Source organism: Candidatus Berkiella aquae (genome assembly GCF_001431295.2).
Classification (GTDB): Bacteria; Pseudomonadota; Gammaproteobacteria; order Berkiellales; family Berkiellaceae; genus Berkiella; species Berkiella aquae.
On record NZ_LKAJ02000001.1, the window covers coordinates 544225 to 565442 of the forward strand.

Here is a 21218-nt window from a genome sequence, read left to right on the forward strand (position 1 = left end):
ATGCATCCCCATTTAACACAGCGTCAAAACAAAAGCTTATTAGATGAACCTCTTATTCACAAAAAACTACATTTTAATTATGAAAAAAATAAAGAACTCGATCATACTGCTTTGATTGACAAGGCAACCGAGGCTTTTGATTATGAGGCTTGTAAAGAATCGTATTGGAATCCTGAACAGCTTTCTTTAATGCATGGAACACCCTTGTGGGATGAAGCAAGCCAAACGCAGAGAATTATTTTAAATCAATTGTATTGGATAGCTTATTATAGTCAAATTGTTTCAGCCGAAATCGCCACAATTTATTTTAATCATATCGCCGCTACTGGACTTTACTCGTTAGAAGATTTTAGAATTATTTGTGATACCTTAGATTTAGAAACAAGACAAGAAAGATCACATATTCATGCTTTTAAAACGATTAGTGAAGATGTTGAATGGCGGTTATTTGGTAAAAGGCTTTTTACTTATCCAATGAGAGGCCCATTAGAACAAACCATGGTCTTTGCTGATCGTAATCGTTTTAGTGATTTTTGGCGGAAATTAAGACTAAAAGCATATTCACTTATTTCTCCACAAAATGCATTTTTAGCAAGTCAATATTTACTGATTAGAGGTCTTCGCACACTCAATGGCAAGCTTATTCAGCATAAATTAGCCAAAGATTACATGGTACTGCAAGATAAAAGTATAGCGCCTATCCCAACACAAATTAATTACTTTCACTTCATGGATGAAAGCTACCATTTTAATACTTCTAAAATTGTTGGATTAGAAATTATTAAATGCTTAGAAAAACCCACTGCTTATGAAACATGGGTGGTGAATAAAGCTATTGAAGGTTGCCAGCAGGATCATTTTAATTTCTCCGTTGTAGTCAACGGCATATTTTGGTATGAACCTGCATTATATCGCACGATGTATCAATTATTAACCTCAAATGTGTTTAATATGGACAAACATGAAGCATTAAATATGCTGAAAAGATGCTTTACCCAGGAAAATGAAGCAATGCATAAGAGTTTTGAGTTACATAATATTGCGATTGCCTCTTATAAAGCATTATTGTCACCTTTAGCGTATTTGAATAAAACCAATAAAGAAATGACCATCATGTCTAAAAATAATATAGGGTTGCACTTAAAACAAAATCAGCGTCAATTCAAAAGATTTATTGCCAATGAAAAAATACACCATTAACTTTATTGATTCAGATAAAGCGCAGATAACTTTAACAGAAGGTTCAGAACTGTGTGAACATTTAACGGCCATTAATTCACCGGTATTGTTTGGCTGCCGCTCAGGAATTTGTGGTACTTGTTTATGCGAAATAGAGGCAATACAAGGGCAACTGCCAGAACCCAGTTTCGAAGAGCAAGATGCTTTAGCACTTTATGCGCCGAGCAATAAAAAAGCACGGCTTGCTTGTCAGGTACAGTTATTAGCAGATATCACGATTAAAAAAATAGAATGTTATGAATAGTTTATTACAACATTATTGGTACATTGTTGCAGAATCCAGTGAGTTAACAGCAGATAAGGTACTAGCTCGTCAAATATTAGATGAATGGTTGGTTGTTTTTCGTGGAGAAGATAACAAACCTTGTGTCATGCGTGATAAATGTTTGCACCGTTGTGCGCGCTTATCAAAAGGTGAGGTGAGTAAAGGCTTATTGACTTGTCCTTATCATGGTTGGGTTTACAATGGAAAGGGACAGCTCGTTTCGGTGCCGGCCCATTTTGGTCAACGTAAAGAAGAGGTAATGAACGTTTCTCATGCCTTTGCGTGCATAGAGCAGGAAGGTTATATCTATGTTTGTTTAAGCAACAAGCCTCTCGCATCCAAACCCTATGCGATGCCACAATTTAATAATGGTCGCTATAAAAAAGTGCGGCTGGTCAATGTGTTTAATAATACTTTAGCTAACTGTGTTGAGAATTTTATTGATATTCCCCATACTGCCTTTGTTCATCAAGGCATTTTTCGTAAAAAAGCAAACGAACAAATTAAAGCTAAAGTAAAAAGAGAAAATGGGCACATTCAAATTGATTATGAGAATGAAAAAAATAACTTAGGAAGCTTTTCTTGGCTATTAAATCCTAAGAAGAAAGTTATTTTTCATCAAGATAATTATTATGCGCCTAATATTACGCATGTTATTTATCGTCTTACGGGAAAATGGGAATATAGGATCACGAGTCAAACGGTTCCCATAACGAATGAGACTTCGATTGTCTATACTGAAATTTGCTACGACTTTGGACTGTGGAACTATCATCCCTTCACAAAATGGCTTATTAAACGGCAAGCTCAAAAAGTGATTGATCAGGACATGAATATTTTAAATGATCAAATGACGGTAATCAAAAAATATGGCCAGAAGTTTAGTACGACCTCTGCCGATCTTATTCATCATTATACTTCTGAAATAATAGATGCATTAAATAATGGATTAGAACCACAAATGTTACCTGATCAAGAAAAGGAGATTACATTTTGGGTTTGATATTGAAAAAAGCGATGACGCTCTTTGGTTTTTTGCATATTGTAACCATTGTTTTTTCAGGATGGCAATTCATCCTTTCACCCTCAATGATATGGTTTGCTGGGCTCCTTTTTAGTATTTATTTTTTGCCAATCATCGTATTTAGACTTCAAGACATTTTTGTTCCCTTGCAAGAAGGAAAATTTGATTTTGATGAGCATCCATATTGTCCGTGGTGGGGGGCGCATCAAATTCAACAGCTTTATGCTGCAGTACCTTTTTTAGAAGGGTTATTGCGGATCATTCCGGGGGCTTACAGTTTTTGGTTAAGGCTTTGGGGTTCTAAAATTGGTAAACAAGTCTATTGGACACCACGAATTGAAATTGTAGATAGAAGCTTATTGGAAATAGGTGATTATGTTATTTTCGGTCACCGTGCAGCGTGCTCAAGCCATATTATTAGTCAAAAAAATAATAAATTGCGACTGCAAATCGGTAAAGTTCGTTTGGGTAAAAGGGTTTTAGTTGGGGCTGGAGTACGATTAGGGCCAGGAACTATCATTGCTGATAACATATCAATCCCTGTTTGTAGTACATTATTAATTGATCAACACATTGAATCTCAAGACCAGCTAAAAGCAGTGCACCATGATCCCATTCCAAGGCCAATTAGCTCAGACGCTCTTTAAAACGATAAGTGCTAATACCTATCATCATTTTATAGCTGCTTTAAAAACGCCGGCTGCAGTTCAAACACAGCTGCTGAATATCATGCTTGCCCATTTACGAGAAACGGAATACGGACAATATTTGCAATTGCCTAAAAATGCAAACTATGACGCCTATTGTCGCACTGTACCCATCGTGAATTATGAAGATTTAGTGAATTGGATTGAAAAAGCAAAATCAAGCAAGTGCATTTTAACCAAAGAGAATATTGATTTTTTTGAATTGACCTCGGGTAGCACGGGGGCAAAAAAGTCAATTCCTTATACCCAACGTTTAAGAAAAAGCTTTTCAAGTTGTTTTAAAATATGGGGAATGGATATTTTACAAAGTGGTTTGTCATTTAATGCAATGAAAATTTTCATGAGTATTTCCCCACATATTTCTCATGAAGCAAATACCATCGTATTGAAAGAGGATAGTGATTATCTAACGGGGTTAACAAAATGGTTAGTAAAACCATTTTTAGTGACGCAACCTAATATTCATCAATTGAACGAAGCAGAAGATTTTCGTTTTATTTTAGCACTAACGCTTTTGGCAGAAGAAAATCTAGAAATGATTTCTGTTTGGAGCCCATCGTATTTACATATCTTGTTAAGGATAATTGAAGAACGATTTGATGAAATGTGTTTTTATCTTGGCAAATCTGCATTTCAATATAAAAATATTGACATCACATTGCCTGCAATAACCCAAAAAAGAAGATTATATTTAAAGACGCTAAACAATCATTTTCAATACCAAAAACTATGGCCTAAATTAAAACTGCTATCATGCTGGTGTGCTGGCTCTTCACAAAGAAGCGCTGAGTTATTAGCAGCCCAATTTCCTCATGTCTTAGTGCAAGGTAAAGGATTATTAGCGACAGAAGCACCGATAACTATTCCTTTACATCAGGCGAATGGTTATGTGCCTATGTTGCAAGAGGTGTTTTTTGAATTTGAAGATAATCAGCAAAATATTTTTCGAATACATGAATTAAAAGAAAATGAGCAGTATGAAATCATTATCAGCCAACAGTCTGGACTTTATCGCTATCGAATGGGGGATAGTATTCGAGTGACACATTTTCACCAGAAGACGCCTTGTTTGGAATTTATTGGACGTACTAAACAAACCAGTGATCTCGTTGGCGAAAAGTTACATGAAGCATTTGTGACAACCATATTTAATAGAGCGCCCTTTAGTCAGGCAAACTATTTGCTATTAGTGCCGGCGCAATTGGTTTCAGGCCAAGGTCAGTACTATTTATTAACAGATAATCCACAGTTATTAAAGAGAGAAGCATTGCTTGACCAAATGCTCTGTGATGCTTTTCATTATAAAAATGCAAGAAAAATGGCACAACTTTGCGTTCCTGAAATAATATACCATGCGGATATGATGGCGATTATGAACCAAGCAATGGAAAAGCGAGGTATTAAAATGGGTGATCAGAAAATTGTTTCACTCATTTGTTGCGCTACAATGGGAGAGAAACTTTTGCAAGGTGTTTTGCAGCGTAAGGTGTAAAGTATCCACACTCAGCAAGTTCATGTAGTATTTTCTCAAGACCAGGTTGCTTCATTAATTTGAATAATAAATGGAGTTTTTCTTGAGAGGTTGCTTCACCACCCAGTTCATCAAATAATTGCATGCGTTGTGCAACATTTAACCCGCCTAGTGATTTATCCATCGTTGCAATCACTGCTTGTGGCCCAATACGAACTAATTCACAATAAGCTTTCAGGCGATCTTTGATTAACAATAAATCAGCAGTACTCAGATGATCTGCACAAAAAAAGGTTTTTCCTGAATGGTGATGTAATGCTTCATCTTGCAAAATAAGTGTAAAAACGCCTTTTAAGGTAGGCTCCAGGCAATATTGGCTTAAAGATTTATAATGTTTGAGTCCCCAACCTTCTAAAATAATTTGTACCAAATAATATAATAAATTGGCATTGTCTAGTTGTACTACTTCGCTAATCAATGACAGTAATGGGCCTTGAGGCTGGATACGAAGTGCTTCTGGAATATAGGGAGTAATCCATTGCAAATGGGCCGCTTCATCAGCGCCGATAAAACTAAAGACTTGTTTGGCTTCAAGACTTGATGAAAGCAATATCAATTTTGCAGAATAGGCAATACCAATTTTTTCAATGAAATAAGATTCATTCAATAAATCTTGTGCACAATGAACCAAAATCTGTTGTTGCACATCGTTGCTAGCCTGACGAAAAAGCGAAGATTTTTCCAGATGATAAAATGCCGCAGGCCAATAAGGCTGTATAGCTAAAGCTTCATGTTGCGGGCGTTGCCTTTTTTTAAGAAAGCTATCAATTAACTGAGTTGCCTTTGGATGAGCTTTATTATGATTAATTGAAAGTATATCGTCACATTTAAACATATTTAGCGATCATTTTATATTGTAACCAAGCGAATAACCGTGAAGGTAAATATTTCTTTAATAGATAGGGCAATCGGCTATCAAGATCAATCGGTATTCGTATGGGTAATTTATCCCGCTGTGCTAGTTGAACAATTTTTTGCGCAAATAAATCGATGTTGTTAGCCGCTTTGTTACTAAGTTCTTGTTTTAAACGTAAAAAGCCATGGTGGGAATCAAGATAAGTCGCATGAAGTGATTCCTTTGGAGGCGTAACCTGCATATGGTGGCTAAATTGCGTTTTATAACGACCCGGTTCAATCACACTGCACTGAATGCCTTGTCCATGTAGTTCATAATATAATGATTCACTAAAACCTTCTAACGCAAACTTTGATGCACAGTAGAGTGAATGTAATGGGAAACCAACTAAACCAAAAGCAGAAGAAATATTTAATATTTTCCCTTTTTTCTTTCTTAAAGCAGGTAAGCAAGCTTTAGTTATCATGACATGAGATAAAAAATTAACCGTCATTTGTTGGGTGATGCTTTTCTCATCTAAACTTTCTAATGCGCCTACTAGTGCAAAGCCTGCATTATTAATTAAGAGATCGATCCCTGGTGTCAAATGCGAGATCATGATTTTTTGAAGTTCATTAAAATCAAGGGACTCATTGTTAATAGTAACAAGCATAAAGTTTTTATGAGCGATAGGGTGGTTTTGCTCGTTTCGAGATAAACCAATGACTTTCCAGTCACGATCTAAAAAAGCTTGTGCCATTGCAAAACCTAAACCAGAAGAACAACCCGATATTACAACACGCTTAGTGCTCATGAATCATCCTTTTTGTTACATTTTCATGACTAGATTGTTTTAACGAGGCTTGCCAATCTACTTTTGGCTGTTTTTCAAGATGCTTAATAAAGGCAAGGACCGTTTTATCATGTTTTATGGGGTGTTTTAAATCAAAACGAATTTTTTGAAAAACTTTGGTATCACCGATAGCAAAATAAAAGCCTGCAAGCTTAGTCACTTGTAATAAAGCGGTATTAAAGATGCGACCTAATAGCCCTGCGCGTTGCTTAGTGAAAGCAATGGTTTTTCCTAAGGTAGACCCATCTGCTTGTGGCCGTAAAGCAAACATCAGATGAAGATGCATAAAATCAGGCCCGAGAGTTACGGTGCCAACAAGGCCATACCAATAACTCATTTGATAGGTAATAGGCCCTTGGTAAAAGCGCTGCATCAATCGGCCAAACCAATGATGCGCAGAGGGTTTTCCCTGATTTTCAAAATGAATATTAATGTCATCAATCACTTTGGGAGACATATTTAAAACATGACCAGGTAATTTATGAACGGTTTGAAAATGATGTTCATCAATCGCATTAATCATAACCACATTAGGGTGGCATTTCTTTTGCCATTGATTACCTAAAGAAAAATCAAGTGCTTGATTGGTTAATTCTGGAACGCAAGGAATATCAAAAGAAGGTGAAGTTTCTCCTGTCCATAACCAAATCAGCCCATATTTTTCTTTGACAGTAAAAGAGCGCTGCTGTATTTTTTTTGCAGGCAATGTTTTAAGACAAGGGATATCAATACAGTTACCGTCTCGATTAAATTTCCAATTATGAAAAAAACATCTAATCCCATTGCCTTCAACTTTTCCATCAACCAGATGAGCTCCCATATGAGGGCAATAGGCATCAAGGGCACCCAGTTGATTATCTTCTCCCCTAAACACAATGATTTCGCGTCCCATCAGATTGACGGCATGTATTTGCTTTCTTTTGATTTGCTTTGCTGGGAAAACCCATATCCAACCTAAAGGGATATCGGTGGCAGAGTTAAACGACAACGTGTTCATCATAATGCTTTAAATATCCTTCTTGAAACAAGCGTTGTGCTAATGGCTTTAAATTGTTTTCATCTAATTTGCATAAACAAACGAGCTCATCCCCTAAATGATAGTTTGGATTTTTTTGCTTAAAAAATTGAATGTCTTTTCTCTGTAGTAATTTTTCAGGTATTTGCGCCCAATGTTGCTTTAAATGCCCTTGGGAAGTTGGAAAATGTACAGTACCCAGTGTTTTTTGATAGTGTTTACCAAAAGTCGCATGAGCGAGATGATCAATTAAATGTTGTTCCCACTGCGGTGTTGGATATTGATAGTTGGGATAAAAAACCTTACTAAAAACGGGCAGATATCGATAAGTGCGATGACCTTTTACAATAATAAACCAATAAAGCGATTGCTCGGGATATTGTGCTTTAAGGCCTCCTGCGAACTTTAACCAAGAAAAAGCAAGAATGGGTGTTCCCCAATATTGCTCCGCCATAATGGTATCGCCAGAATAAATGATTTGTAGTGTTTGGCCTTGATAAGAGATGGCGTAATTTAATATGGTAGTAAAGCCAATTAATTGTTTTTCGTCATTAAAAATTTGTAAAACAGTATTCTTTTGGGAAAGATCTTTTTGAAAGGCGACTAAGTTTGTGCAGGCGTAATAATCTGCATACAAACGATACATCGCATTGATACTATCAAGATCTAACTGTTGTATCGGTGTAATTTTGGGATGCAATTGCTCCATTGACTCTCTCATCAAATACTTTTTGATACAATCCAATACAAAGAAGAAATAATAACATTCCTGCCAACACATCTAAAAGACAATGCTGCTTCGTTGTTAATGTAGAGAGGATAATAGCAAAACCCCACAAAGGCGCCACTATTTGCCAAAAAGCATTGCGTTGCTTAAGGCTTATCAATGCAAACAAAGCAAGCGTCGTATGTAGGGATGGAAAGCAATTATAGGGTGTATCACTGAAGTATAAAAATTGATACAAATAATAAATAACAAGGTGAGTATCTTGTTGAGGTAGAAAAACCCGAGGTAGCTGGGTTGGATATAAAATGAAAATGCAACCTGCAAGAAGGGTCGCTAGTAAATAACCATAGTAGGTTTGCGTAGCAATGCGTTGATTAGGAGAATAGAGGACCGCCAATAACAAGAACACATATTGCGAAAGATAAATGATGACCGTCCAAGGTAGCCACGGAATTTGCGTATCCAATCCGATCATCGGTGCTTGCATAACTTCCCTAATGGGATGACCACCAATGCCAGAATAGATCAATGCAAAGAAGCTACAACCCAACACGATAAGCCTTAAACGAGTAGTATGGGTAAAAGAAGGTAAGGAGCTCATGTTTTACTCGCTTGATAGCATGCCAAAGCTTTTTGCACACGTTCTGTTTCATGGTGATATTGGCCGGTAAGAACATGAAAAAAAAGTTTATGTAGGCTAATGAATGCACGAAATGAAAAGGCAGTATCTCGTTGATCAATACTTGAGCGTTCAAAACAAAAATGCCCCACTAAACCGGTTAGTTGAGAAAGTGGCATGAGCAGTAAAAACCACAGATTTTGAGTCGCAATGCTTAAAATCCCGAAAGTATACATGAGAAAGAAAGCAATACAATGAAAAAGAACATTATATTTTTGCTGGTGCTTTAAAATAAAGATATCCCAATAGTTTGTGAATGGGTGATCAAGCAGTTCATGATTAATGCGATTGCGATAACGTTCATAAATTGGTTGAAGCCCCATGACTGGCACTGTTGATTTTAAGATAGTGCCCGTCTTCTTTTTTCCTAATGATGAGTGTGGGTTTCCTTGAGAAATAACTTCTTGACCTGCAATGTAAACGCTTTCAATCGGCGAATGCGAGTCTTGCTTAATCATACGCATGGAATGTAACAGTGTGGCATCAATATATTCATTTGGCATGGTAATAGGTTGATTTAGCTTTTGAGGGTCTAAAATAACCAGATCGGCTTTAGCGCCCATTTTAAGCTGACCTGCTGCGAGATTAAACCATTTTGCTGGTTCATAAGTGACACGTTTAATCGCCTGTTCAGGCGGAATAAATTGCGATTGTACACTTTGTTTAAGCAAAGATAGAGCACTATCAAAAAAGGCAATATTCCGGCAATGTGCACCCGCATCACTGAAACCTGGTAATATATAAGGGTGCTTTAATAATTTATGACGAATAGCTTCACGATGATTGGCGCCAGTATGCTTCCATCGTAAGGCCGTATCTTGAGTTTCTAATAATGAGATAAACAAGGTTAAAGGATCTTCGTTCATCGATTGAGCGATGTCTTGTAAAGATTTTCCTTGCCATGCTAGTTGGGGCGCTTTGATCAGGATTATTTTGGCAAAGTCACCATCAAAAGTTCGACCCTTTAAGCAATTCCATTGTTGTTTAAATCGTTTTTTAAATTCAGATGATTGCCATTGCGCTTTTCGCTCAATCGACGTTTTGAGACTATTAAGCTGCGCGCCCGTTTCAAATTCTTCAAACAACGGCGTGATAGGACCATCAGAATAGATAGTGAAAGGCTCAGGAATCGTCTGAAAACGGATGTTACAACCTAGAAATTGGTTACAGATGGTACTAAAAGCAGGAAAGGCACGCCAAGCATGCTTATTAATCGTCATATCCATGGCAGATAGAATAGTACAGCGTAAGGGCGCTCGAACAATACCATAACTTAAACGGATAATGGCCAAAATCGAGGGCCATAATTTTTTAGGATTCGGGGTGACTTGAAAAACCGCATCACGTTCACGACAGAGGGCTGCAAGCATGGCATATTCTTCAAATCCTGCATGATGAGAAGGCAAAGAGTGGCCTGGGTATAATCCAGTCGTGCGATGCCAATGTACCATGTCGATGGAGATCCCAATACAGCCAGCATCTAAGGCTTCTTGCGCCAGCAATTTCATCACGTTAATTTCAGTTGGCGTTGCTTTTTCGGTGAGGCTTCGTTTTAAGCCCATCACTTCTGCACGAAGGGCACTATGTCCTAGTAAACAACCCACGTTCGGGCCTAGAGGTAACTGTTCAAGAAATGATAAATACGATTTGGTATTGGGCCATTTTTTTGCTTGCTGTTTCCATAAGGTAATTAATTCGGGCATTGTTTCAACGCGCTCAAATAAGTCGCCGTTAACATGGGGCGAACCAATGCCTAAAGATAAACTGCAGTTTCCCATCACGAGACTTGTGACACCATGTCGAACTGACTCACTTAAGTCAGGTTTGATTTCGACTTCGGCATCATAATGGGTATGAATATCGACAAATCCTGGGCAGATCCAAAAAGAAGAAACATCTCTTTTTTCAAAGGCAGGCTCTACAATAGAAGGCGCTATTAGTATTATTTTTTTATCTTTGATAGCGATATCTGCGCGAAAAGGAGGAGCACCACTACCATCGTAGATGACTCCTCCACTTAAGATGAGATCAAACATCATTAGGCTGTTTTAGAACGACATTTTAGTTTCATCAGAATAAATCCTAAAAGTAAACCAGCAATAGCGCCAATGCCTGCAAAGAGAAAAAGCTGTTTTTTGGCAGCATCAAGCACCGGATTATCTAGGATATTACCGGAAAAATGGATTTTCATTAATTTCCACTGATTATTTTCTTTATGAACAACGGCGGTCCAGCGAGTTTGAATCGTTCTAACATCGCCATCAGAAAAGGTGAAGGTTTGATCGGCTGTGCCGTCGACCACACCCACGTCGGTGCTAGGAAAGTAGGTTTTATCATCGGCAACGGCTTTGATAGAGATGCTTTTTAATTTAGCATGCTCTCCTTTAAACATTTTATCCCAATAAGCTTTAAAATCATCAAGGGAGGTAAATTTACTATTATCAATAGTGATAATGGTAAATTTTTCATCAAGGTAAGGGCGAATAGCTTCGAAATTATTTTCGTTTAGCGCGCTAGAAGATTTGGTAAGTAACTCACGTAATGCTTCATGATCTGCTTCAGTTTGTGAGTAACTAACTGAGGAAAAACAAGTTATAAACAAACAAATAAAAGGAACAATAAACTTTTTCATAGTGATTCAACCTTTCCTTTTGATGCGGCGATAGACCCATTATATTTTAAGATACGAATTCTGCGTGTTATATTCATTCGATGTTTTGCACAGTCTTCAAGCAATAGCAAAGTTAACGATGTATTTTATCCCTGAACAACTCAATATACAAACACAACAATTAAGAGAGCATACTGTCTTTAATAACTGGGACGTTATGACTGAAGGTTGGTATATAGCGCTTAAAAGTAGTGATTTGAAGAAAGCAACGGCCAAATCATGCTTGCTTGGCAAGCAACGTATTGTTTTTTTTCGTGGAGATTCTGGGAGTGTTTATGCTTTAGATGCATTTTGTCCACATATGGGAGTTGACTTAGGGCTTGGGAATGTTATTGGTGAAAACATTCAATGCTTATTTCATCATTGGCAATTTAACGAAAACGGCCAATGTGTTGATATCCCTTGCCAAGAAGAAGTTCCTAGCAATGTATGTTTAGCGCATTATGCGGTTACTGAAAAATATGGTTATATTTGGATTTGGCCAGATCAAAGTTCAAAAGCGAAAGTGCTTGAAATCCCAGAATTAGAAGATAAAGCAATCTTCTTTAAACACGATGAAGCTTATTTTCGAGGGTGTCATTTTCATATTACGATGGTCAATGGCATTGATGCTCAACATTTGCGCACGGTTCATGATCTCGCTGTTAATATGCAAGCAAGTCTATGCGAGCCGCAGCCTCACCATTTAGAGATTTCAATGCGCGGTGAATTTCCTCAAGGTAATAAGCGGGCTCAATGGATGAGAAAATTATTTGGTGGGCAATATGCTTATCGTATGATTTATGCATACGGTACGATAGGTGCATTGACAATGATGCAAAATGTTAAATTATTCGGCAAGTGGAATTTGCCAATGTTACACATGCTTTACGCTTATTTGCCTTTAAAAGAAAAACGCTCAAAAGTGGTGCCCATTTATGTGACACAAAAGCGCAAAGGAGTATTGGGGTGGATAATAAGTCATTTTCTTTTATGGTTGACACAAAGATTATTTTATTTTCTCAAAGAAGAAGATGGGATGATATATGAAAATATTCGGTTTAATACCAACAGTTTGCTAAAAATTGACCAACCCATTGCTAAGTATATTGCTTATATAAACCGTTTAAAACCTTCAAAATGGTCAGCTAGGGATATTGGTAAGCCCTAGCCTTTTGCTGATTGTTGTGAGCTAGTAGCTTTGTTCGCTTTAATCAGATCAGCGTATTTATGTAAAATCTTTGCTAATGAAGCGGCTTTAATGGGTTTGGTAATATAGTCGGTCATCCCTGCATTAATGCAGGCTTCTTTATCACCTTTCATGGCATTGGCCGTGAGCGCAATAATAGGAATATTGGCCTTACTACTATCTTGGCGTAATATACGTGTTGCTTCATATCCATCCATTTCTGGCATTTGACAGTCCATAAAAACAATATCGAATTGTAAAATATGAATAGCTTCCAAGGCTTCTTTCCCATTGTTGGCGCCATGCACTGTGAAACCCATTTGCTGCAATATTTTAATAGACACTTGTTGGCTAATTAAGTTGTCATCAACCACTAAAATTTGAATATCTTTAGCATTTTCAAAAGGAATAATTTCAGTAGGGGTTGATAGCTTTGCGGCACTGGCGGCTGTTTCTTCACCAAGAACTCGAAGGAGACTATGATAAATTTCCGCTTCTTTTAATGGGATCTGGAAAATGTCACTTTTTTCTAAACTAAAATACTCTTTAAAATAAGTAGCATTAGATTCGTATGTAATAAAAATAATAGGTGTTTGTGCTGCAAGATAATTATTTCTAGCTTGTGCAAAAAAATCAGGATTAATCATTTTTTGATTAACAATTAAGATATCGATAGGAGCTTGGGTATCATAAGCTTGTTTTAACGCAGAGAATGTTAATTCTTGTTTTTTGGTAAAAATGGCGTTGCATTCAAATTTAGGTAAAATATTTTTTAAAACTTCAAGATTAACGACATCATCTTCTAAAACCAACAGACGCTTGTTTTTTAGTGCTTGAGAGTATGATGCTACATTTTCACCTTCCTTTTTGCAAGATAGGGTAAACCAAAAAGAAGACCCCGCACCCATTTCACTTTCTACGCCTATTTCCCCACCCATTAATTCGGCGAGTTTTTTTGAGATAGCCAATCCAAGCCCTGTACCACCAAAATGACGTGTTGTTGAAGCATCGACTTGACTGAATGCCTTAAATAAGCGATCAAGCTTATTAGTAGGGATCCCCATTCCGCTATCTTCAACATTCAATTTTATCATTACATTGTCAGCGCTTTCAGATAAAGTTGAAATCGTAATTTTAATAAATCCTTGTTGAGTAAATTTAATTGCGTTACCGACTAAATTGAGTAGTATTTGTCTTATACGACTAGGATCACCTAGTAACTTCTCTGGAATGTTTTTATCAACAACACAACCCAAGCTAAGGTTTTTATCTTTTACCCGGTATACTAGTAAATCCATTACTTCTTCAGCGACTTGTCTGATATTTAATGGGATCTCTTCTACTTCTAGCTTGCCAGATTCAATTTTTGATAGATCCAGAATATCATTAATAAGATTTAGTAAAGATTCTGCTGAAAGCTGCATAATTTCAACATATTGTCGTTGCTCATGATCAAGTTGAGTATTTTTCAATAAGCTCGCTGTGCCAATTAATCCATTCATAGGAGTACGAATTTCATGCGATACGTTAGCTAAAAATCGTGATTTGGCAAGATTAGCTTCTTCGGCAATGGACATTGCTTTTTCAAGTTCTTTTGTTCTGTCTTTGACTTTTTTGTCTAACTCAATCGTTGCCTCTTCTAATTGAGTATTCGTTTGTTGTAAATTTCTAAACATAATTTTGAGCGATTGATTTAATATGCCAAACTCTTTATTAGTCGGTTTGGGGAAGGTAACATCTTTATTTCCTGAACTGATATTATTGGTCAAGCGAATGAGATCAATAATAGGATTGGTAAAATGGTTTGATAATATTCTGGCTAAAATAAGGCCAATGGATAAGCACACGCCAAGAATAAATAAGTTACTAAATAAAGTAGTTCTTAAGCGTTGATAATGTTTATCCAGAGAAAATTGAATATAAAGATAGCCAATGGTTTTGCCATCATTTTTAAGTGGGCCACCTGCAACCATTAATCTTTCACCAACGAAAGTATTAAGCCCTGTAGATTTTAAAAGTTGCTCCATAAATGGCTTAAAGAATTGCTCATTTTGTTGGTTGTAAGAGGGGGAAAGTTCGGCAATAATTTGGCCTTGTGTATTTAAAATAACAGTGTCTTGAATATCAGGATTGACCTTCAAATTTTGTAATTGCTTAATTACCTCACTGATATTATCTTTACTAATTTCTTCGATAAGAGGCGCTTCTATCATTCGCGCGACGCGATTGGCTTCATGTTGATAAGCTTCTAATGATTCTTTTCTTTCATTCAGGTATGAAGCAATAGTAATAGTGATAGCGACCAAAAAAATGATGGCGCTTGAAAATAAAACTAATTTATCGCGAATACTGAGTAATGTCATATAACGGATAAACGTATTATAAGGAATATTCTCAATATATCGAAAATTAACTCCCAATCCTTGAGGGCGATCAGGTGTTTGAACAGTACAAAAAAAGTAAATGTTAGATTGTGGGGATCTTCACAATAGTAGGAGAGTGTTCAATTAATACGAAAAATTGGAGAAAGGAATGAATTGGCATGGATAAGGTCCTATCGTTTCTCATTGGGTGAAAATTAGTCAAATCATCTTCCGCTAAATCTTCATCGAGAAAAAAGCTGACTTCATGATTTTCATCGAACAATAAACCATAAGGGGTCACAGAACCTGGGGTTAATTTTAACTTGGCAAGTAATTCTTCTGGTTTACCAAAAGATAATCGCCCTTTATTTAAAAGCAGTGATAATGCTTTAAGATCAACGCGTTTTTCTTCTCGTAGACTCACTAATATAAAGTTTTTTTTATGATCTTTTAAAAAAAGTGATTTACAGTGAGGTCCGGGGATAATTTCATGCAGATGTAACCCTTCTTCTACGGTAAAGATGGGTTCATGTTCATGAATTTTAAAAGGCAGTTGATGCTGGTTTAAAAATTGAATGAGGGTTTGGTCGAGCATAGTGAGTTCTCAATTATACTAGCTTGTTGTTTGGGCAATTAAGATAAAAATCCCCCGCTCGCTTAAAAGCTCGCTGCCCCCTTTTATTCAAAGGGGGCAGCTCGTGGATGCGAAGCATGCTACGAGCGGGGGATTTTTATCTGTAAACTCATCACTTGCAAAGCACTCGATTAGAGTGCTTGCAATGATGTCGAAGCATTAAACTTCTTCCAACTTTTTATATCGGATCCGATGGGGATTAATCGCATCGGTACCAAGGCGTGCTAAGTGATCTTTTTCATATTCACTATAGCCACCCTCAAACCATTTGATTTGGCTATCACCTTCAAAAGCAATGATATGGGTTGCAATTCTGTCTAGGAACCAGCGATCGTGGGAGATAACCAAAACGCAGCCAGGGAATGACACCAGTGCCTCTTCAAGCGCTCGTAATGTTTCAACGTCTAAGTCGTTGGTTGGTTCGTCAAGGAGTAACACATTCCCACCGGATTGCAGAAGTTTAGCTAAATGCACACGATTGCGTTCACCACCGGAAAGATTGCCAATAACCTTTTGCTGATCAGCTCCTTTAAAGTTAAAGCGACCAACATAAGCACGAGAAGGCATCGAAAATTGACCAACCGTAATGAAATCTTGACCATCGGATAATTCTTGCCATACCGTCTTTTTATCATCTAACGCATCGCGTGATTGATCAACATAAGCAAGCTTAACGGTGTCACCAATAGTAACATTACCTTCATCAGGTTCAATTAAACCACACATCATTTTGAAGAAAGTGGTTTTACCCGCACCGTTAGGGCCGATAATCCCGATGATCGCGCCTCGTGGAATATTGATTGAGAGTTTATCAATTAATAATTTACCACCCAATGTCTTAGAAATAGCATTGGCTTGAATAACATTTTCCCCAAGACGTGGTCCTGGTGGAATATAAAGCTCTTGGGTTTCGTTACGTTGTTGAAATTCTTTTGAATTTAATTCTTCAAAGTTAGAAATACGTGCTTTGTTTTTCTTACGTCGACCTTGTGGATTAGAACGAACCCATTCCAACTCCGATTTAACAGCGCGTTGGTGAGAAGCTTCTTGGCGTTTTTCTTGTTCAAGTCGTTGTTCTTTTTGGATTAACCAGCTACTGTAATTGCCTTCAAAAGGAATACCTCGGCCTTTATCTAATTCTAAAATCCAACCTGCAACATTATCGAGGAAGTATCGATCGTGGGTAACAGCAATGACGGTACCTGGGAAGTTTTGTAAATATTTTTCCATCCACGCAACACTTTCAGCGTCAAGATGGTTGGTTGGTTCATCAAGCAATAAGACATCAGGTGCTGATAACAACAGTTTACACAGTGCTACACGGCGTTTTTCACCCCCTGAGAGTGAGGTGACATCAGCATCCCAGGCAGGAAGACGTAAAGCATCGGCAGCAATATCTAATTTTCTATCGAGATTCCACCCATCTGCTGCTTCGATTTCATCTTGTAGCTTGGCTTGTTCATCTAAGAGCGTCTGCATCGCATCATCGTCCATAGGCTCAGCAAAGAGCGTGCTAATCTCATCAAATCGAATTAATTTATCTTTGAGTGCACGTACGCCATCTTCCACATTTTCACGCACGGTTTTGTTGGGATCCAAACGAGGTTCTTGGGGTAAATAACCAAAGCGTAAGCCCTTCTGGTAAGTTATTTCGCCGACATATTCTTTGTCTTCACCTGCGATAATGCGCAATAATGAAGATTTACCTGAGCCGTTAAGACCCAAGACGCCGATTTTGGCGCCGTAGAAAAATGACAGCGAGATATCTTTCAGAATTTCTCGTTTAGGAGGGACGATTTTGCCAACTTCCAGCATTGAAAAGATGGTTTTATTAGACATAGATGCTTTCTCCGAATTTTTGTGAGGTACACGCTAACCTAACGGGCCTGCTAATTCAATCATTTGGTCTTAAAAGGATGGGCGTGGGCCTGCGAGTGAGTTACAATGGCGGCTTTTAAGGAAGAAATGATGTTCACCCAAGACATGCATATTCGTGGTTTTGACGATGAATTGGCTGAAGCACTCAAGCAAGAAACCCTTCGCCAGCTAGAGCATATCGAACTGATTGCCTCTGAAAATTACGCGAGCCCTCGCGTATTAGAAGCGCAAGGCTCTGATTTAACCAATAAATACGCGGAAGGTTATCCAGGAAAACGCTACTATGGCGGCTGTGAGTATGTCGATGAAGCTGAAAGATTAGCTATCGAGCGAGCTAAAGAGTTGTTCAAGGCAGATTTTGCCAATGTGCAACCTCATTCTGGCTCTCAAGCGAATGCTGCTGCTTATATGGCTTTATTAAAAGCGGGTGACACCATTTTAGGGATGAGCTTAGATCATGGTGGCCACTTAACCCATGGTGCTAAAGTCAATTTTTCCGGTCAAATTTACAATTCTGTACAGTACGGACTTTCAGCAAGCACAGGCGAAATTGATTATGATCAAGTCCAGCGTTTAGCTGAAGAACATCGTCCACGCTTAATTGTTGCAGGTTTTTCGGCTTATTCAGGCATTGCTGATTGGGAACGTTTTCGACAAATTGCCGATAGCGTGAATGCTTATTTAATGGTTGATATGGCTCATGTCGCAGGGCTTGTTGCAGCGGGGATTTATCCTTCGCCAGTCGGTATTGCTGATATCACGACAACCACAACCCATAAAACCTTACGGGGTCCTCGTGGTGGACTCATTTTAGCGAAAGCAAATCCTGAGATTGAAAAACGTATTAATTCGATGGTGTTTCCAGGAACCCAAGGCGGTCCCTTAATGCATGTGATTGCTGCAAAAGCGGTTGCATTAAAAGAAGCATTACAACCAGAATTTATAACTTATCAAAAACAAGTGGTTAAAAACGCAAAAGCATTAGCTAAAGCCTTACAAGCACGTGGTTATAAAATTGTTTCTAACGGAACAGAAAACCATTTATTTTTAATCGATTTAATCGATAAAAGTTATACCGGTAAAGAAGCCGATGCAGCGTTAGGTCTTGCCAATATTACGGTTAATAAAAATACTGTACCTAACGATCCACGTTCGCCATTTGTCACAAGTGGTTTGCGCGTTGGAACGCCAGCGGTGACGACACGTGGTTTTAAAGAAGAACAAATGCAAATATTAGCCAATTGGATGGCAGATATTCTGGATAATATTCAAGATGTCGCAACACAAGAAAGAGTGAAAAAAGAAGTGGTTACATTGTGCCGGTCCTTCCCGGTCTATGGTCCACCCAAAGGCTAAGGACTGCATAAAGGAGTAAAGCGATGCGTTGTCCATTTTGTAATGCAACAGAAACAAAAGTGGTTGATTCGCGATTTTCTGGTGAAGGCGATCAAATACGTCGCCGTCGTGAATGTCTTGAATGTCAAGAACGTTTTACGACCTATGAGACCGCAGAGCTTACTTTGCCACGGATGGTTAAGCGAGATGCTAGCCGTGAAGCTTTTAATGAAAATAAGCTTCGTCAAGGGTTATTACGAGCATTAGAAAAACGTCCTGTTAGCATGGAACAAGTTGAAGATGCGATTAGTCGTATTAAGCGTCGTTTGCGTGCGGTGGGAGAGCGTGAGGTATTAACCAAAGTGCTAGGTGATTGGATCATGCAAGAATTGCGACAAATTGATCATGTTGCTTATGTGCGTTTTGCATCCGTGTATCGGCGTTTTCAGGATGTTCATGCCTTTGAAGAAGAAATTCAACGTTTACGTCAAGAGCATGAAACGGCTAAATAATGTCAAATAATATTGATGAAATGTATATGCGCCAAGCAATTCACTTAGCAAAACAAGGTGAATATGGCGCAAAGCCCAATCCCATGGTGGGTTGTGTGATTGTTGCCAATCAACAGATTGTAGGGGAAGGCTGTCACCTTCAATATGGTCAGGCACATGCGGAAATTCATGCATTACAACAAGCAAAAGAATTAGCCAAGGGCGCAACGTTATATGTGACGTTAGAGCCCTGCGCCCATACTGGTAAAACGGGCCCTTGCGTGAATGCCGTTATTCAAGCGGGCATTAAGCATGTGGTTATTGCCGCAGGAGATCCCAACCCTCAAGTGAATGGTAAAGGGGTTCAACTATTGCAAGAGGCTGGCATTTTGGTTACCCAAGGGGTTTTAACCCAAGAAGCGAAAGCCTTAAATCCAGGTTTTTATTCACGTTTCCAAAGAAGCAGGCCGTATGTGCGAGCAAAGTTGGGAATGAGTTTTGATGGTAAAATAGCCATGAAAACCGGCGAGAGCCAGTGGATAACCTCAACTGATGCACGTGCTGATGTACAAAAATGGCGCGCCAGAAGCTGCGCTATTGTCACAACAGCAGCAACCGTCATACAGGATGATTGTCGTTTAACCGTAAGAGATATTCCAGGGGCAAAGCAACCGCTGCGTATCCTATTCGATACACAGCTAAAAACCCCACAGTCAAGTCAAATTTTTTCTCAAGCCGGTAAAACGGTGGTTGCGGTTTCTTGCACAAAGCACACTTCACAAGCTATATCCGCATGGCAAAATAAGGTGCAAGGCGAAGTAGAATGCATTGCTTTATCTGAAGAGAATGAGCATGTTGATTTCAACGCCTTATTAGCCTGGTTAACGGAAAAAACCGTCAATGAAGTGATGATTGAAGCGGGTGCGCAATTTGTTGGTGCATTGTTAGAAAAAGGCTTGATTGATGAATTATTAGTTTATGTTGCGCCTAAGCTTTTGGGAAATAATAGTATTAGCATGGCTCATCTTCCCAGTATTCACCAATTAAATGAAAATATTCAGGGAAAATATTTATCGATTGATAAGATAGGGACAGATGCGCGTTTTAGAATAGCAATAAGTGATTTTGCGAGGAGACATCATGACCATTCATAGCACAGAAGAAATTATTGAAGATATTCGTCAAGGCAAAATGGTCATTATGATTGATGATGAAGATCGTGAGAACGAAGGTGATATCATCATGGCCGCGCAAATGGTAACAGACAAACACATTACCTTTATGGCGCGAGAAGCTTGTGGGTTAATCTGTTTACCTATGTCAAAAGAATGTTGCGAGCAGATAGGGTTAGCACGTATTCGTGGTACGAATCATTCTAAAATTGCTCCCAATTTCACGCTTTCTATTGAAGCTGCGCAAGGCGTCACCACCGGGATCTCAGCCAAAGAGCGAGCGCATACCATTTTGACCGCGGTGCATCCCAAAGCAAAACCAGAAGATGTGGTACAACCAGGGCATATTTTTCCTATCATGGCATTACCAGGTGGCGTACTAGAGCGTCCAGGACATACCGAAGCGAGTGTGGATTTAGCCCATTTGGCGGGATTAGCACCAGCAGGTGTTTTGTGTGAGATCCTCAATGAAGACGGGACGATGGCAAGATTACCTGAGCTCAAGGTCTTTGCGCAAAAGCATGGCTTGAAATTAGGAACGATTGCCGATTTGGTTGCCTATCGGCAACGCCTAGAGGCAGTAGAAGAAGCGAGTAGCCTCACAGATTTCATTTCGGCTTAAATTTGAGTA

At 38.4% G+C, this 21218-nt stretch carries 19 protein-coding genes and 1 pseudogene; 10 read left to right on the top strand and 10 right to left on the bottom strand.

All coding sequences use genetic code 11. The features are described 5' to 3' along the window. From HT99x_RS02645 to HT99x_RS02665, 5 genes are read left to right on the top strand one after another with little or no spacing between them, the layout of a single operon-like run. A complete protein-coding gene (locus HT99x_RS02645) occupies nucleotides 1-1200 on the top strand; it encodes a P-aminobenzoate N-oxygenase AurF (protein WP_075065806.1) in 1200 nt (399 codons plus the stop codon). Continuing rightward, nucleotides 1181-1483, top strand: a complete 303-nt coding sequence (locus HT99x_RS02650; RefSeq protein ID WP_075065805.1) for a 2Fe-2S iron-sulfur cluster-binding protein — start codon at nucleotides 1181-1183, stop codon at nucleotides 1481-1483. Before HT99x_RS02645 ends, HT99x_RS02650 begins: the two co-directional genes overlap by 20 nt. Continuing rightward, a complete protein-coding gene (locus HT99x_RS02655; RefSeq protein WP_075065804.1) occupies nucleotides 1476-2507 on the top strand; it encodes a Rieske 2Fe-2S domain-containing protein in 1032 nt (343 codons plus the stop codon). The genes HT99x_RS02650 and HT99x_RS02655 overlap by 8 nt, the downstream gene beginning before the upstream one ends. After that, nucleotides 2498-3175 (top strand): hypothetical protein, encoded by a 678-nt coding sequence (locus HT99x_RS02660; protein WP_075065803.1) that lies wholly within the window; start codon nucleotides 2498-2500, stop codon nucleotides 3173-3175. The genes HT99x_RS02655 and HT99x_RS02660 overlap by 10 nt, the downstream gene beginning before the upstream one ends. Then, nucleotides 3135-4727 (top strand): GH3 family acyl-acid amido synthetase, encoded by a 1593-nt coding sequence (locus HT99x_RS02665; protein WP_083482826.1) that lies wholly within the window; start codon nucleotides 3135-3137, stop codon nucleotides 4725-4727. Before HT99x_RS02660 ends, HT99x_RS02665 begins: the two co-directional genes overlap by 41 nt. Here the strand turns inward: HT99x_RS02665 and HT99x_RS02670 are convergent. Genes HT99x_RS02670 through HT99x_RS02700 form a run of 7 tightly spaced genes read right to left on the bottom strand, consistent with a single transcriptional unit; the run spans nucleotide 4678 to nucleotide 11507 of the window. After that, the gene (locus tag HT99x_RS02670) at nucleotides 4678-5601 is read right to left on the bottom strand and encodes a ferritin family protein (RefSeq protein ID WP_075065802.1); all 924 of its coding nucleotides are present in this window, start codon (nucleotides 5599-5601) and stop codon (nucleotides 4678-4680) included. The two genes, HT99x_RS02665 and HT99x_RS02670, sit on opposite strands and share 50 nt — an antisense overlap. Next, the gene (locus tag HT99x_RS02675; RefSeq protein WP_075065801.1) at nucleotides 5594-6415 is read right to left on the bottom strand and encodes an SDR family NAD(P)-dependent oxidoreductase; all 822 of its coding nucleotides are present in this window, start codon (nucleotides 6413-6415) and stop codon (nucleotides 5594-5596) included. Before HT99x_RS02675 ends, HT99x_RS02670 begins: the two co-directional genes overlap by 8 nt. Beyond that, a complete protein-coding gene (locus tag HT99x_RS02680) occupies nucleotides 6405-7454 on the bottom strand; it encodes a Rieske 2Fe-2S domain-containing protein (RefSeq protein ID WP_083482825.1) in 1050 nt (349 codons plus the stop codon). The genes HT99x_RS02675 and HT99x_RS02680 overlap by 11 nt, the downstream gene beginning before the upstream one ends. Next, nucleotides 7432-8190 carry a hypothetical protein gene (locus HT99x_RS02685; RefSeq protein WP_259565277.1) on the bottom strand — a complete coding sequence of 253 codons (759 nt, stop codon included), beginning with the start codon at nucleotides 8188-8190 and terminating at the stop codon, nucleotides 7432-7434. The genes HT99x_RS02680 and HT99x_RS02685 overlap by 23 nt, the downstream gene beginning before the upstream one ends. Further along, entirely contained in the window at nucleotides 8129-8797 is a 669-nt protein-coding gene (locus HT99x_RS02690) for a phosphatase PAP2 family protein (protein WP_075065799.1), read from the bottom strand. The genes HT99x_RS02685 and HT99x_RS02690 overlap by 62 nt, the downstream gene beginning before the upstream one ends. Then, a complete protein-coding gene (locus tag HT99x_RS02695; protein ID WP_139016577.1) occupies nucleotides 8794-10914 on the bottom strand; it encodes an amidohydrolase family protein in 2121 nt (706 codons plus the stop codon). The genes HT99x_RS02690 and HT99x_RS02695 overlap by 4 nt, the downstream gene beginning before the upstream one ends. Then, entirely contained in the window at nucleotides 10914-11507 is a 594-nt protein-coding gene (locus HT99x_RS02700; protein WP_075065797.1) for a nuclear transport factor 2 family protein, read from the bottom strand. Before HT99x_RS02700 ends, HT99x_RS02695 begins: the two co-directional genes overlap by 1 nt. Nucleotides 11508-11571: 64 nt before the next feature. Here HT99x_RS02700 and HT99x_RS02705 point away from each other — a divergent pair, with 64 nt between their 5' ends. Next, nucleotides 11572-12696 (top strand): Rieske 2Fe-2S domain-containing protein, encoded by a 1125-nt coding sequence (locus HT99x_RS02705; RefSeq protein WP_200957106.1) that lies wholly within the window; start codon nucleotides 11572-11574, stop codon nucleotides 12694-12696. On the opposite strand, the gene HT99x_RS02710 is transcribed toward HT99x_RS02705, so the two are convergent. The 3 genes from HT99x_RS02710 to ettA form a co-directional block, all read right to left on the bottom strand. After that, complete coding sequence (locus HT99x_RS02710; RefSeq protein ID WP_075065795.1) at nucleotides 12693-15077, bottom strand: response regulator; 2385 nt, start codon at nucleotides 15075-15077, stop codon at nucleotides 12693-12695. The two genes, HT99x_RS02705 and HT99x_RS02710, sit on opposite strands and share 4 nt — an antisense overlap. A 103-nt stretch (nucleotides 15078-15180) precedes the next feature. Further along, complete coding sequence (locus HT99x_RS02715) at nucleotides 15181-15672, bottom strand: YbaK/EbsC family protein (RefSeq protein WP_075065794.1); 492 nt, start codon at nucleotides 15670-15672, stop codon at nucleotides 15181-15183. Between the two features lie 198 nt (nucleotides 15673-15870). Further along, nucleotides 15871-17550 carry an energy-dependent translational throttle protein EttA gene (gene ettA, locus HT99x_RS02720; RefSeq protein ID WP_075065793.1) on the bottom strand — a complete coding sequence of 560 codons (1680 nt, stop codon included), beginning with the start codon at nucleotides 17548-17550 and terminating at the stop codon, nucleotides 15871-15873. 129 nt (nucleotides 17551-17679) lie between these two features. On the opposite strand from ettA, the gene glyA reads away from it, so the two are divergent. From glyA to ribB, 4 genes and pseudogenes are all read left to right on the top strand, one after another. Beyond that, nucleotides 17680-18945 (top strand): serine hydroxymethyltransferase, encoded by a 1266-nt coding sequence (gene glyA / locus HT99x_RS02725; protein WP_075065838.1) that lies wholly within the window; start codon nucleotides 17680-17682, stop codon nucleotides 18943-18945. 23 nt (nucleotides 18946-18968) lie between these two features. Beyond that, a complete protein-coding gene (nrdR, locus tag HT99x_RS02730) occupies nucleotides 18969-19436 on the top strand; it encodes a transcriptional regulator NrdR (protein ID WP_075065792.1) in 468 nt (155 codons plus the stop codon). Then, nucleotides 19436-20569, top strand: a complete 1134-nt coding sequence (gene ribD, locus HT99x_RS02735; RefSeq protein WP_075065791.1) for a bifunctional diaminohydroxyphosphoribosylaminopyrimidine deaminase/5-amino-6-(5-phosphoribosylamino)uracil reductase RibD — start codon at nucleotides 19436-19438, stop codon at nucleotides 20567-20569. Before nrdR ends, ribD begins: the two co-directional genes overlap by 1 nt. After that, a pseudogene (gene ribB, locus HT99x_RS02740) lies at nucleotides 20556-21197 on the top strand (3,4-dihydroxy-2-butanone-4-phosphate synthase); the annotation flags it as partial. The gene ribD and the pseudogene ribB, both read left to right, overlap by 14 nt. Between the last annotated feature and the right edge of the window lie 21 nt (nucleotides 21198-21218).

Coding starts and splice junctions, on each gene's coding strand:
- HT99x_RS02645 (WP_075065806.1), top strand. CDS start 1: ATGCATCCCCATTTAACACAGCGTCAAAACAAAAGCTTATTAGATGAA.
- HT99x_RS02650 (WP_075065805.1), top strand. CDS start 1,181: ATGAAAAAATACACCATTAACTTTATTGATTCAGATAAAGCGCAGATA.
- HT99x_RS02655 (WP_075065804.1), top strand. CDS start 1,476: ATGAATAGTTTATTACAACATTATTGGTACATTGTTGCAGAATCCAGT.
- HT99x_RS02665 (WP_083482826.1), top strand. CDS start 3,135: ATGATCCCATTCCAAGGCCAATTAGCTCAGACGCTCTTTAAAACGATA.
- HT99x_RS02670 (WP_075065802.1), bottom strand. CDS start 5,601: ATGTTTAAATGTGACGATATACTTTCAATTAATCATAATAAAGCTCAT.
- HT99x_RS02675 (WP_075065801.1), bottom strand. CDS start 6,415: ATGAGCACTAAGCGTGTTGTAATATCGGGTTGTTCTTCTGGTTTAGGT.
- HT99x_RS02680 (WP_083482825.1), bottom strand. CDS start 7,454: ATGATGAACACGTTGTCGTTTAACTCTGCCACCGATATCCCTTTAGGT.
- HT99x_RS02685 (WP_259565277.1), bottom strand. CDS start 8,190: ATGAGAGAGTCAATGGAGCAATTGCATCCCAAAATTACACCGATACAA.
- HT99x_RS02690 (WP_075065799.1), bottom strand. CDS start 8,797: ATGAGCTCCTTACCTTCTTTTACCCATACTACTCGTTTAAGGCTTATC.
- HT99x_RS02695 (WP_139016577.1), bottom strand. CDS start 10,914: ATGATGTTTGATCTCATCTTAAGTGGAGGAGTCATCTACGATGGTAGT.
- HT99x_RS02700 (WP_075065797.1), bottom strand. CDS start 11,507: ATGAAAAAGTTTATTGTTCCTTTTATTTGTTTGTTTATAACTTGTTTT.
- HT99x_RS02710 (WP_075065795.1), bottom strand. CDS start 15,077: ATGACATTACTCAGTATTCGCGATAAATTAGTTTTATTTTCAAGCGCC.
- HT99x_RS02715 (WP_075065794.1), bottom strand. CDS start 15,672: ATGCTCGACCAAACCCTCATTCAATTTTTAAACCAGCATCAACTGCCT.
- ettA (WP_075065793.1), bottom strand. CDS start 17,550: ATGTCTAATAAAACCATCTTTTCAATGCTGGAAGTTGGCAAAATCGTC.
- glyA (WP_075065838.1), top strand. CDS start 17,680: ATGTTCACCCAAGACATGCATATTCGTGGTTTTGACGATGAATTGGCT.
- nrdR (WP_075065792.1), top strand. CDS start 18,969: ATGCGTTGTCCATTTTGTAATGCAACAGAAACAAAAGTGGTTGATTCG.
- ribD (WP_075065791.1), top strand. CDS start 19,436: ATGTCAAATAATATTGATGAAATGTATATGCGCCAAGCAATTCACTTA.